Source organism: Pseudomonas sp. P1_F1_2, from assembly GCF_056405815.1.
In genome coordinates this window covers 1-12455 of sequence record NZ_JBFUBK010000150.1, presented here as the reverse complement: position 1 = coordinate 12455, position 12455 = coordinate 1, and the positions used below count along the sequence as shown (strand labels likewise).

Sequence of the window (12455 nt, the reverse complement as noted above, 5' to 3'; positions counted from 1 at the left end):
TCGTTCATGCCACGAATGGCTTGCAGAGACTTGCTCACTTTAAATCCTTAAATTCGTTCGGCTCTTTAGTCCGGCTCAGCCACGCGCGATAACGGCAGCGTCGGCTTCGACCTTTTCGGCCGCTTTCTGGCGGATCAAGCGTTCAAGCTCATCCACCAGATTGTCATTCGTCAGTTTCTGCGACGGCTTGCCGTCGATGTAAATCAGGTTGGGCGTACCGCCGGTCAAGCCAATATGGGCTTCCTTGGCTTCACCCGGCCCGTTGACCACACAACCGATGACCGCGACATCCAGCGGCACCAGCAGGTCTTCAAGACGCCCTTCCAGTTCGTTCATGGTCTTGACCACATCGAAGTTCTGCCGCGAGCAGCTCGGGCAGGCGATGAAGTTGATGCCACGGGAACGCAGGTGCAGGGACTTGAGGATGTCGTAGCCGACTTTTACTTCCTCGACCGGGTCAGCCGCCAACGAGATGCGAATAGTATCGCCAATCCCTTCGGCGAGCAGCATACCGAGGCCCACGGCGGATTTCACTGTGCCTGAACGCAAACCACCGGCTTCGGTGATGCCCAGGTGCAATGGCTGGACGATTTCCTTGGCCAGCAAGCGGTAGGCTTCGACGGCCATGAACACGTCGGAGGCTTTCACGCTGACTTTGAAGTCCTGAAAATTCAGGCGTTCAAGGTGCTCAACGTGGCGCAGGGCGGACTCGACCAGTGCGGCCGGAGTCGGCTCGCCGTATTTCTTTTGCAGGTCTTTTTCCAGGGAACCGGCATTGACGCCGATGCGGATCGGAATCCCGCGATCACGAGCGGCATCTACCACGGCGCGTACACGATCTTCACGACCGATGTTGCCCGGGTTGATTCGCAGGCAGTCGACGCCCAGTTCGGCGACGCGCAATGCGATCCGATAGTCGAAATGGATGTCGGCCACCAACGGCACTTTGACCAATTGCTTGATCTTGCCGAAAGCTTCGGCGGCGTCCATGTCCGGTACGGAAATACGCACGATGTCGACGCCTGCCGCTTCCAGACGATTGATCTGTGCGACCGTGGCGGCGACGTCATTGGTGTCGCTGTTGGTCATGCTCTGCACAGCGATAGGCGCATCGCCGCCAACAGGCACGTTACCGACCCAGATCTTGCGTGATTCGCGACGTTTGATTGGAGATTCGCCGTGCATGACTTATTGACCCAACTTCAGGCGAGCAGTCTCGCCACTGGTGAACGGAGCAACATCAACCGCCTGGCCGTTGTAGCTGACCTGCACGCCACGGGCGAAGCCCAGACGCACGGAAAACGGCGGCTTGCCGCTGACGGAAACGCTATCGCCTTTACGCTTGAGACCACTCAACAGCACCTTGCCGGAGCCATCGGTCACTTGCGTCCAGCAATCGGCAGTGAACTGCAACTGAACCTGACCCTGGCCAGCCACTGGCGCTGTCGTAACCGGAGCAGGAGCCGGAGTGGTCGGCGCCACAGGAGCAGTCACCACTGGGGCCGGAACAGCTGGAACAGTCGGAGCCGGGGTGGCCGGCGCTGGAACGACAGGCGCCGTGCTGTGGGTCGGGGTGACGGCAACCGGAGCGGCGTTGTGCGCCGGAGCAACAGGTGTTGGTGCTGTCGGTGCGGCAACAGGCGCAATGGCTTGAGCTTCAGCCGGCGCTTCAGAGGACGTCTCGGCTTGCGGCAAAGCCAGCGTAGTACTGTTGTCAGTCTGGCCTTCCGCGACAGCCTGGTCTTCCGGCTCGTCCAGCGGATGAATCTGGGTGGTGCCGTCGGCGCCCTCCACTTCAACGTGTTCCGGGCTCAGACCGATCAAGTCCTTGGTGCGCAGTGACGTTTGATCCTGCCACCAGACAAAACCGCCACCAATCACCGCAATCAGCAGCAACAGGCTGACAATTCGCAAAATAGTATGGGAAACCCGGACCGGTTCTTCGATACGCCCAAGGCTATGAACGCTGCTGCCTTGGGAATCAGTGCCGGTGGATTGGTCGAACTGCTGCACAAGAACGGCTTGATCCATGCCCAGCAATTTGGCGTACGCACGGATATAACCGCGAGCGAAGGTATGCCCAGGCAGCTTGTCGAATGCGCCGGCTTCCAGATTGCTCAAGGAGGTAACGGTGAGGTTGAGCTTGAGGGCCACTTCGGCCAGCGACCAGCCATTGCTTTCGCGGGCCTGGCGCAAAGTCTCACCGGGGTTAACGCGATTCGCTGCTACAACTTCGGGATGCGCCGCTTTCATCATTGCTCCGACAGGTATTGCTGATATTCCGGCGTACCGGGATAGAGTCGTTTTAGTTGCAGGCCTGCACTTGCAGCCTTGTCGCGATCTTCGAACACTTTTGCCAGCCGAACGCCGAGCAATAGACTACGTGCATTTTGCTCGGTCAGCAGGCTAAAACGATCGTAATAGTCACGCGCGGGCACATAATGCCTGTCTTCGAAGGACAACTCAGCCATTTCGAGCAATGCACGTGGCTGTTGGCGATTCAAACGCAGGGCTTTTTCAAGTTGCTGCTGCGCGAGATCACGCTCACCCAGCTTTGATGCAGTCATTCCCAGGTTCTCGAATACTCGCGAACGCTCAGGATACAGCGTATCGGCGGCGGCCTGCTCAAAGCGCTCGTACGCCTCTTTGTAACGTTTTTCCTCGAAAAGAAAACTGCCGTAATTGTTCAGGATTCGCGCATCGTCGGGACGGGAAGACAGTGCCTTGCGAAAATGCTGGTCGGCCAGTTCAGGCTCCATTTCGGCCTGGAACACCAGAGCCAGCGCTGCGTTGGCGTCAGGGTCCGAGCTATCCAGTTCCAACGCCTTTTTCAGCGGGACTTTGGCGCGCTCTGTCATGCCTTGTTGCAAGTACCCCAACCCCAACTGCACGTAAGCCACACGTGCTTCATCGCGCCCCTTGCTGGTCTTCATCGGGTTGAAATCGCCCGACAGGACACATCCAGCACACAGGCTGGCCCACAGCAAAAGCAGCGCGAAGCGCAGGGACATAGAGATCCTCTCTTGAATTATTTCGCGGCGTTCTGCGCCATATCGTTTTCTGCGCTCAATTCACGCACGGCGATATAACGCTCGCTGCGACGGGTGCGATCCAGCACCTGCCCTACCAATTGGCCACACGCGGCATCGATGTCTTCACCGCGGGTGGTGCGTACGGTGACATTGAAGCCTGCATGGTGAAGCTGATCCTGAAACCGGCGAATCGCGTTGTTGCTCGGGCGCTCGTAACCGGAATGCGGGAACGGGTTAAACGGAATCAGGTTGATCTTGCACGGGATGTTCTTGAGCAACTCGATCATCTCAACGGCATGTTCAACCTTGTCGTTGATGTCCTTGAGCAAGGTGTACTCAATAGTCAGCACACGTTTTTCGCCCAGGGACGACATGTAGCGCTGGCACGACTCGAGCAGCATCTTAAGCGGATATTTCTTGTTGATCGGCACCAATTGGTTACGCAATGCGTCATTCGGTGCGTGCAGGGACAACGCCAGGGAGACGTCGATGTGCTTGGACAGCTCATCGATCATCGGCACCACGCCGGAGGTCGACAGGGTCACACGGCGCTTGGAAATGCCGTAACCCAGGTCGTCCATCATCAGATGCATGGCTGCAACGACGTTATCGAAGTTCAGCAGCGGCTCACCCATGCCCATCATCACCACGTTGGTGATGGCACGGTCGGCGGTTGCCGGGATGCTGCCGAACGATTTATTGGCAATCCACACCTGGCCGATGACTTCAGCGGCGGTGAGGTTGCTGTTGAAACCTTGCTTGCCGGTGGAGCAGAAACTGCAGTCCAGGGCACAGCCTGCCTGGGACGAAACGCACAAAGTGCCGCGTTTGCCCTGGGGAATGTAGACGGTCTCGACGCAGCTGCCGGACGCCACGCGCACCACCCACTTACGGGTACCGTCGGTGGAAATGTCCTCGCTGACCACTTCAGGGCCGCGAACTTCGGCAATAGCCTTGAGCTTGTCGCGCAAGGCCTTGCTGACGTTCGTCATGGCGTCGAAATCATCGACGCCAAGGTGGTGAATCCATTTCATTACCTGACCGGCACGGAAACGCTTCTCCCCGATTGAGTCGAAGAATTTTTCCATTTCCTGCTGAGTCAGACCCAGCAGGTTGGTTTTTACAGTCGATGTAGTCATGGATTCACCTTCACTCTTAAGCCAATGCTTAGCGAGTGGTTACTTCAGTAGCTGCGAAGAAGTACGAGATTTCGCGAGCAGCAGCGGCTTCGGAGTCCGAACCGTGCACAGCGTTGGCGTCGATGGAATCAGCGAAGTCAGCGCGGATGGTGCCGGCAGCAGCTTCTTTAGGGTTGGTAGCGCCCATCAGCTCACGGTTCAGAGCGATAGCGTTTTCGCCTTCCAGAACCTGAACAACAACCGGGCCGGAGATCATGAAAGCAACCAGGTCGCCGAAGAAACCACGAGCGCTGTGCTCAGCGTAGAAGCCTTCAGCTTCAGCTTTGGACAGTTGCTTCAGTTTCGAAGCTACAACGCGCAGGCCTGCTTTTTCGAAACGAGTGGTGATCTCGCCGATGACGTTTTTTGCAACAGCGTCAGGCTTGATGATGGAGAAAGTACGTTGAACAGCCATGGTGTAACTCCAGAAACGGTAATTTGCGAAAAATTAAACCCGCGAATTATACGCGGGTTCTTTGGTATTGCCTAACTGCGTACGGTGCAGACTCAGTCTGCTTCTTCGATCCAGGCGGCCTGAATGGCTTCAAGCACCTTCTCGCCACCGCGGGTCGGATCATCACTGAACTCCGGCAATGCCAGCACCCATTGGTGCAGATCGACGAAGTTCACATAACGCGGATCCACTTCCGGCCTGGACTCAGCCAGCTGGATCGCGATTTCAAGCACATCAACCCATTTCAGACTCATGTCGCTTCCTTGAATCAGTGCGGCGCTTCAGCCGCATGGTTGAGCGAATATTTCGGAATTTCGACGGTCAGGTCTTCTGTCCCGACTTTGGCCTGACACGCCAGGCGGGACTGAGCTTCCAGCCCCCAAGCCTTATCAAGATAGTCTTCTTCCAGCTCATCAGCCTCCTCCAACGAGTCAAAGCCTTCACGAATCAGACAATGACAAGTGGTGCAGGCACAGACGCCGCCACAGGCACTTTCCATCTCGATATGGTGTTCATGAGCCAGTTCGAGGATCGATGTTCCGGGCTCAGCCTCAACAACCATGCCTTCCGGGCAGAACTTCTCGTGTGGCAGAAAAATGACCTGCGGCATCGTTATTCCTCAATCTCATTCAGGTTGCGCCCCGCCAGCGCGGCTTTCACCGTCGAGTCCAGGCGGCGGGCAGCAAAGGCGTCGGTCACTTGCGACAGACGCTTGGTCTGCAGCTCGATGGCGTAACCATCGGTACCTTTCATCAGTTCGGTCAGTTCCTGCACCTGCATCTCGATAACCATGCGCTCTTCGGCATCGAGCAGGCGTTCGCCGTCAGCGTCCAAAGCACCCTGCACCGCTTCGATCAGGCGCTGGGCATCGACCTGCTGCTCACGCAATACGCGGGCGACCTTGTCGTCGTTGGCATGCTGGAACGAATCCTTGAGCATCTTGGCAATTTCGCCGTCGGTCAGGCCGTAGGACGGCTTGACCTGAATGCTGGCCTCCACGCCCGAACCCAACTCACGGGCCGAGACGCTAAGCAGCCCGTCGGCATCGACCTGGAAGGTCACGCGAATCTTCGCCGCGCCAGCCACCATCGCCGGGATGCCGCGCAATTCAAAGCGCGCCAGGGAGCGGCAGTCGCTGATCAGCTCGCGCTCGCCCTGCAACACGTGGATCGCCATGGCCGACTGGCCATCTTTGTAGGTGGTGAAGTCCTGGGCACGCGCGACGGGAATGGTGGTGTTGCGTGGAATCACCTTCTCCATCAAGCCGCCCATGGTTTCCAGCCCCAGGGACAACGGAATCACGTCAAGCAGCAGCAGCTCATCGCCGTCGCGCTTGTTGCCGGCCAGCGTATCGGCCTGGATCGCGGCACCAATGGCCACCACTTGATCCGGATCGATTTCAGTCAGCGGTTCGCGACCAAACGCTTCAGCGACCGCTTCGCGAACGCGAGGTACGCGAGTCGAGCCGCCGACCATGACCACCGCATGCACTTCTTCCAGCTCAACACCGGAATCACGCACCGCGCGACGGCAGGCTTTCAGGCTGCGAGCGACCATCGGCTCGATCAGCGCATCAAAGGCTTCGCGGGTCAGCTCGGCTTTCCAGTCGCCATAGGCCACTTCGACGGACGAGGCCGTGGTTAGCGCTTCTTTGGCGGCACAAGCCGTTTGCAGCAGATGACGCTGCACACCCGGATCGAGGTCAGCCGACAAACCGGCGCCCTCAATGATCCAGCCCGCGATTGCATGGTCGAAGTCATCGCCACCCAGCGCGCTATCGCCGCCGGTAGCCAGCACTTCGAACACACCACCCGTCAGGCGCAGAATCGAAATATCGAAAGTACCGCCACCCAGGTCGTAAATAGCGACCAGGCCTTCAGCATGCTGGTCCAGACCGTAAGCCACTGCGGCGGCGGTTGGCTCATTGAGCAAACGCAGCACGTTCAGGCCAGCCAGCTTGGCCGCATCCTTGGTGGCTTGACGCTGGGCATCATCGAAATAAGCCGGAACAGTGATCACTGCGCCGACCAGTTCACCGCCCAACGTCGCTTCGGCGCGCTGGCGCAATACCTTCAGGATGTCGGCCGAGACTTCGACCGGGCTTTTCGGCCCCTGAATGGTGTCGATGAACGGCATGTGCGACTCACCGCCGACAAAGCGGTACGGCAATTGATCGCCCAATTGCTTGACGTCGGACAGACCACGACCCATCAAGCGCTTGACCGACAGCACAGTGTTCAAAGGATCGGTAGCGGCGGCGAGCTTGGCGGACTCACCGACTTCAACGCGATCGGCGTGATAGCGCACCGCAGACGGCAGGATGACCTGCCCGTCAGCGTCGGCCAGAGGCTCGGAAAGACCACTGCGCAATGCAGCGACCAGCGAATTGGTAGTGCCCAAGTCGATCCCCACAGCCAGACGACGCTGGTGCGGTTGAGGACTTTGGCCGGGTTCGGCGATCTGCAGTAGGGCCATTGGTATCAGGACTTATCTGTATATCAGGCGTGCGACCGGAGCGGCACTGGGTTAATCGTCGAGGCGCTCTTCTAACTGGCGCACTTCGTAGGTGAGCTTGTCGAGGAACTGCATGCGTCGCATCAGGCGTTCGGCCTGTTCACGTTGCGCCGCATCATTCCAGCAAGCCGCGAAGCTTTGATTCAGTACATCCTGAGCAGTTTTCAGGCGACGCTTGAACGCTGCAACACCGGCCAGATCGGCACTGTCTTGCAGGTCTTCGAGCTCCTCACGCAACTCCATCTGTTGCAGAAGAAATTCCGGATCATGCACCGTGACCTCCAGCGGCAGCTCACCCCCATTCAAGGCGAGCAAGTAACGCGCACGCTTGGGGGGACTTTTGAGCGTCTGGTAGGCCTCGTTGAGGCTCGCGGATTGCTCTAGCGCCAACCGCTGCTCACGCTCGGAAGCATCAGCAAAGCGGTCCGGATGAACACTGCGCGCCAACTCACGGTAGCGCGTAGCCAGCTGATCGAGATCCAGATTGAAACCCGGCTGCAGCTCAAATAAAGCGAAATGACAAGGAGTACCCACGACAAGCCTCAGATATTGAAGCTTTCGCCGCAGCCACATTCACCGCGCACGTTGGGGTTGTTGAACTTGAAGCCTTCGTTCAACCCTTCCTTGACGAAATCGAGCTCGGTGCCGTCCAGGTAGGCCAGGCTTTTCGGGTCGATAATCACTTTTTCACCGTGACTTTCGAACACCTGATCCTCTGCAACCACCTCGTCGACAAACTCCAGCACGTAGGCAAGGCCGGAACAGCCCGTGGTGCGAACACCCAGACGAATCCCTTCACCTTTGCCGCGCCCGTCGAGGGAGCGCCGCACGTGTCGAGCAGCCGCTTCTGTCATGCTGATAGCCATCGGTGACTCCTTACTCGTCGCCAAAACCTGAAAGTCAGATCAAGCCTTTCTTCTGCTTGTAGTCGCGAACGGCCGCTTTGATAGCGTCTTCAGCGAGTACGGAGCAGTGAATTTTCACTGGCGGCAGGGCCAGTTCTTCAGCCAGCTGGGTGTTTTTGATGGTTTCTGCTTCGTCCAGGGTCTTGCCCTTCATCCACTCGGTGGCGAGGGAGCTGGAAGCGATAGCCGAACCGCAGCCGTAGGTCTTGAACTTGGCGTCTTCGATGATGCCTTGCTCGTTAACCTTGATTTGCAGACGCATGACGTCGCCGCACGCCGGAGCGCCGACCATGCCGGTGCCGACATCCGGGTCTTCCGCGTCCATCTTGCCGACGTTGCGCGGGTTTTCGTAGTGGTCGATGACCTTTTCGCTGTAAGCCATGATGCTTAATCCTCACTCATCAGAGAGTCGCTCTTAAAGCCCTGCAAACCTTGGTTTTACAGGGCCGGTTCGCGGCGACTTGAAATCAGTGTGCCGCCCACTCGATTTTCGAAATGTCGACACCGTCTTTGTACATGTCCCACAGCGGCGACAAAGTGCGCAGCTTGGTAACGGCCTCGCAGACTTTCTGCGCGGCGTAATCGATTTCTTCTTCGGTGGTGAAACGGCCGAAGGTGAAGCGAATCGAGCTGTGTGCCAGTTCGTCGTTGCGGCCCAGGGCGCGCAGTACGTACGAAGGCTCAAGCGAAGCCGAGGTGCAAGCCGAGCCGGACGATACCGCCAGATCCTTGAGCGCCATGATCAGCGACTCACCTTCAACGTAGTTGAAGCTCAGGTTCAGGTTGTGCGGTACGCGGGCGGTCATGCTGCCGTTGATGTACAGCTCTTCCAGGCCTTCGACCTGCTTGAAGAAGCGGTCGCTCAGGGCTTTGATGCGTACGTTTTCGGCAGCCATGTCTTCTTTGGCCACGCGGAAAGCTTCACCCATGCCAACGATCTGGTGAGTCGCCAGGGTACCGGAACGCATGCCACGTTCGTGACCGCCGCCGTGCATGGTCGCTTCGATGCGAACACGCGGCTTGCGGCTGACGTACAGTGCGCCGATGCCTTTAGGGCCATAGGTTTTGTGAGCCGAGAACGACATCATGTCGACTTTCAGTTTCGACAGGTCGATGTCGACCTTGCCGGTGGACTGAGCGGCGTCGACGTGGAACAGAATGCCCTTGGAACGGGTCAGTTCGCCGATGGCTGCGATGTCGTTGATGGTGCCGATTTCGTTGTTCACGTGCATGACCGAAACCAGGATGGTGTCGTCACGCAGCTCTGCTTCGATCATCTCTGGAGTGACCAGACCGTCGGTGCGCGGCTCGATGTAGGTGACTTCGAAGCCTTCACGCTCCAGTTGGCGCATGGTGTCGAGGACAGCCTTGTGCTCAATCTTGGTGGTGATCAGGTGCTTGCCTTTGGTGGCATAGAAATGCGCCGCACCCTTGATTGCCAGGTTGTCGGATTCGGTGGCACCGGAGGTCCAGACGATTTCACGCGGATCGGCGTTGACCAGGTCTGCGACCTGACGACGGGCGTTTTCGACGGACTCTTCAGCTTTCCAGCCAAACACGTGGGAACGGGACGCCGGGTTACCGAAGTTTCCGTCGACCAGCAGGCATTCACTCATCTTTTGCGCAACACGCGGATCAACCGGGGTGGTCGCAGAGTAATCAAGGTAAATCGGCAATTTCATGGATAATCTCCTAAATCAGGCTGGCTGGCGTGCCGTTAGCTCTTTGGCTGTCATTCGACGGCGGACGCTTCTATCTTGTCCAGGCGTGGCGCCTTGCTGTTGCAACGGCGCTGGTCCTGACGCTGGGCTATATCTTGTACCTCACGGCGAGTCACAAGGTCAGCCAAGCTGATACCGCTCAGAAATTCGTGAATCTGCAGGCTCAGGTCGCACCACAAGTGGTGAGTCAGGCAGGTATCGCCTGAATGGCAATCGCCTTGGCCCTGGCATTTGGTTGCATCGACCGATTCGTTCACCGCATCGATCACCTGGGCGACCTGGATGCCCTGCATGTCGCGGGACAGCTGGTAGCCGCCACCCGGACCACGGACGCTGGAGACCAGATTGCTGCGGCGCAATTTGGCGAAAAGCTGTTCGAGGTAGGACAGGGAGATGCCTTGGCGCTCGGAGATATCGGCCAGGGACACCGGCCCGTGCTGCGCATGCAACGCCAGATCGAGCATGGCGGTCACGGCGTATCGGCCTTTTGTAGTCAGTCGCATGGACAATTACCACGGAGTTCGGAATGGGGCGAGTATGCAATTCCCGAGTATTTAAGTCAACTATAAGACCTAGTACTTTAGTCAGGTTTACCCGTAAAAGAGCGGCAGCATCATAGCAAAGACTGGCCACAAACAGCCAGTGGCACCGAGTCGACTTCATCGCGGGCAAGCCCGCTCCCACAGGGATTTTTGGCGCTCACACCACCGGTGCTTCACCCGAGAGCTTGTGGGAGCGGGCTTGCCCGCGATAGAAGTCGACTCGGCTCAGCTGGCCTGACTCTGATCCTTGCCCTTCACACACGCAAAGTCTTCTTCACGCAGCTCAGGTAGATCTTTCGCACAATAATTGCTGCCCAGATCCTTCAGCGCCCCGCACATGCCTTCCAGACGACCATCGACCGCCTGCAGGTGATCGAGCAGCTGACCAATGGCACGCGCCACCGGGTCAGGCATGTCTTCGCTGAGGCCGTAGGCATCAAAACCAATCTTCTCGGCCATCGCCTTGCGCTTGGCATCTTGCTCGACATCAGACTTGACGATGATTCGCCCCGGAATACCCACCACAGTGGCACCCGGCGGCACTTCCTTGGTCACGACAGCATTGGAGCCCACCTTGGCCCCGGCACCGACAGTGAACGGACCTAACACCTTCGCGCCCGCCCCGACTACGACGCCATCACCCAAGGTCGGGTGACGCTTGCCCTTGTTCCAGCTAGTGCCGCCCAGGGTCACGCCCTGATAAATTGTGACGTCATCGCCGATCTCGGCGGTTTCACCAATAACGATGCCCATCCCGTGATCAATAAAGAAGCGACGACCTACCTTGGCGCCCGGATGGATCTCGATCCCGGTCAACCAGCGACCGAAGTTCGATACCAGCCGCGCCAGCCACTTCAGTTCCGCGCGCCACAGCATCGCGGACAAACGATGGATCCAGATGGCGTGCATGCCGGGGTAGCACGTCAGAACTTCAAAGGCGTTGCGCGCTGCCGGATCACGATGGAAAACGCTTTGGATATCTTCACGCAAACGCTCGAACATTTTTAATCCTTCCGCTTTAGAAGCTCGCCACGGGCCGCTTTTTGGGTTTCCGTGAGGATGCCACGCAATATATTCATTTCTGCCCGGCTGACCGAGCTACGTCCGTACAACCGGCGCAGGCGCGCCATCAAGTGTCGCGGTTTTTCCGGATCGAGGAATTCGATGGCCACCAGGGTTTGCTCCAGGTGCTCATAGAATCGCTCCAGCTCATCCATGGTCGCCAGCTCGCCACTTTTGGTGGACGCGACTTCTTCCTTCTCGACCTTGCTCGGCTGCCCTTGGGCCGCGAGCCAGGACATGCGCACTTCATAGCTCAACACCTGCACCGCCGCCCCCAGGTTCAGCGAACTGAACTCAGGGTCTGAGGGGATATGCACGTGATAATGACATCGCTGCAGCTCTTCATTGGTCAGGCCGGAGTCTTCACGACCGAACACCAAAGCGATCTCGGCACCCTGCCCCGCCTCCTCCACCACTTTCACACCGCATTCGCGGGGGTCGAGCAACGGCCAGGGGATGCGACGATCACGCGCRCTGGTACCAAGCACCAGATTGCAACCGACCAAGGCATCTTCCAAGGTGGCGACGACTTGCGCGTTTTCAAGGATATCCCCGGCACCGGACGCACGAGCGTCGGCTTCGTGATGCGGGAATAACCGGGGTTCGACCAGCACCAGCCTCGACAAGCCCATGTTCTTCATGGCACGCGCAGCCCCGCCGATGTTGCCGGGATGGCTGGTATTGACCAGGACGACACGAATGTTATGCAACACGGGAGGCGTTCTCGAACACAGAAATAGGGAGCCGAATCTTACAGTTCCTACTACCGTTAAGCTATGAAAGCGAACACCAACCTTCACCTGTAGAAAAGTTCTGATAGAATGCCCGGCTTTCTTTAACAACCTTAGGTGACACATCCATGCAGCCCATGCTGAATATCGCGCTGCGCGCCGCCCGCAGCGCCAGTGAATTGATTTTCCGCTCCATCGAGCGCCTGGATACCATCAAGGTCGACGAAAAAGACGCCAAGGATTATGTATCCGAGGTGGATCGCGCCGCCGAACAGAAAATCATCGATGCGCTGCGCAAGGCCTACCCAAACCACTC

General features: G+C 58.1%; 16 protein-coding genes. 1 reads left to right on the top strand and 15 read right to left on the bottom strand.

The features are described 5' to 3' along the window. Positions 1-75 precede the first annotated feature (75 nt). The 15 genes from ispG to trmJ form a co-directional block, all read right to left on the bottom strand. Entirely contained in the window at positions 76-1185 is a 1110-nt protein-coding gene (ispG, locus tag AC1D2P_RS28765) for a flavodoxin-dependent (E)-4-hydroxy-3-methylbut-2-enyl-diphosphate synthase (RefSeq protein ID WP_007944259.1), read from the bottom strand. Between the two features lie 3 nt (positions 1186-1188). After that, positions 1189-2253, bottom strand: a complete 1065-nt coding sequence (locus tag AC1D2P_RS28760) for a RodZ domain-containing protein (protein ID WP_223524082.1) — start codon at positions 2251-2253, stop codon at positions 1189-1191. Next, a complete protein-coding gene (gene pilW / locus AC1D2P_RS28755; protein WP_077431311.1) occupies positions 2253-3011 on the bottom strand; it encodes a type IV pilus biogenesis/stability protein PilW in 759 nt (252 codons plus the stop codon). Before pilW ends, AC1D2P_RS28760 begins: the two co-directional genes overlap by 1 nt. A gap of 17 nt (positions 3012-3028) precedes the next feature. Then, positions 3029-4171 carry a dual-specificity RNA methyltransferase RlmN gene (rlmN, locus tag AC1D2P_RS28750; protein ID WP_007948172.1) on the bottom strand — a complete coding sequence of 381 codons (1143 nt, stop codon included), beginning with the start codon at positions 4169-4171 and terminating at the stop codon, positions 3029-3031. Between the two features lie 28 nt (positions 4172-4199). After that, a complete protein-coding gene (gene ndk / locus AC1D2P_RS28745) occupies positions 4200-4625 on the bottom strand; it encodes a nucleoside-diphosphate kinase (protein WP_007916882.1) in 426 nt (141 codons plus the stop codon). 92 nt (positions 4626-4717) lie between these two features. Further along, the gene (gene iscX / locus AC1D2P_RS28740; RefSeq protein ID WP_007903597.1) at positions 4718-4918 is read right to left on the bottom strand and encodes a Fe-S cluster assembly protein IscX; all 201 of its coding nucleotides are present in this window, start codon (positions 4916-4918) and stop codon (positions 4718-4720) included. Positions 4919-4932: 14 nt separating this feature from the next. Continuing rightward, positions 4933-5274 carry an ISC system 2Fe-2S type ferredoxin gene (gene fdx / locus AC1D2P_RS28735; RefSeq protein WP_046026625.1) on the bottom strand — a complete coding sequence of 114 codons (342 nt, stop codon included), beginning with the start codon at positions 5272-5274 and terminating at the stop codon, positions 4933-4935. Positions 5275-5276: 2 nt separating this feature from the next. Beyond that, on the bottom strand, positions 5277-7139 hold the full coding sequence (gene hscA, locus AC1D2P_RS28730; RefSeq protein WP_109784977.1) for a Fe-S protein assembly chaperone HscA: 1863 nt from the start codon (positions 7137-7139) through the stop codon (positions 5277-5279). 51 nt (positions 7140-7190) lie between these two features. Then, positions 7191-7712, bottom strand: coding sequence for a co-chaperone HscB (gene hscB, locus AC1D2P_RS28725; RefSeq protein ID WP_046026627.1), 522 nt, complete (start codon positions 7710-7712; stop codon positions 7191-7193). A gap of 8 nt (positions 7713-7720) precedes the next feature. Continuing rightward, positions 7721-8044 (bottom strand): iron-sulfur cluster assembly protein IscA, encoded by a 324-nt coding sequence (iscA, locus tag AC1D2P_RS28720; RefSeq protein WP_003227904.1) that lies wholly within the window; start codon positions 8042-8044, stop codon positions 7721-7723. A 34-nt stretch (positions 8045-8078) separates the two neighbouring features. Beyond that, positions 8079-8465, bottom strand: coding sequence for a Fe-S cluster assembly scaffold IscU (iscU, locus tag AC1D2P_RS28715; RefSeq protein ID WP_003443374.1), 387 nt, complete (start codon positions 8463-8465; stop codon positions 8079-8081). Between the two features lie 85 nt (positions 8466-8550). Then, positions 8551-9765, bottom strand: coding sequence for an IscS subfamily cysteine desulfurase (locus AC1D2P_RS28710; protein WP_046026628.1), 1215 nt, complete (start codon positions 9763-9765; stop codon positions 8551-8553). 50 nt (positions 9766-9815) lie between these two features. Next, on the bottom strand, positions 9816-10307 hold the full coding sequence (iscR, locus tag AC1D2P_RS28705; RefSeq protein ID WP_007948177.1) for a Fe-S cluster assembly transcriptional regulator IscR: 492 nt from the start codon (positions 10305-10307) through the stop codon (positions 9816-9818). Between the two features lie 264 nt (positions 10308-10571). Next, positions 10572-11348: a serine O-acetyltransferase gene (gene cysE / locus AC1D2P_RS28700; protein WP_477757987.1), complete on the bottom strand. Its 777-nt coding sequence runs from the start codon at positions 11346-11348 to the stop codon at positions 10572-10574. A gap of 2 nt (positions 11349-11350) precedes the next feature. After that, a complete protein-coding gene (gene trmJ / locus AC1D2P_RS28695) occupies positions 11351-12121 on the bottom strand; it encodes a tRNA (cytosine(32)/uridine(32)-2'-O)-methyltransferase TrmJ (protein ID WP_046026630.1) in 771 nt (256 codons plus the stop codon). Between the two features lie 146 nt (positions 12122-12267). Between trmJ and AC1D2P_RS28690 the strand changes: the two genes are divergently transcribed. After that, the coding region (locus AC1D2P_RS28690; RefSeq protein WP_477811708.1) for an inositol monophosphatase family protein at positions 12268-12455 on the top strand (188 nt) is incomplete at its 3' end.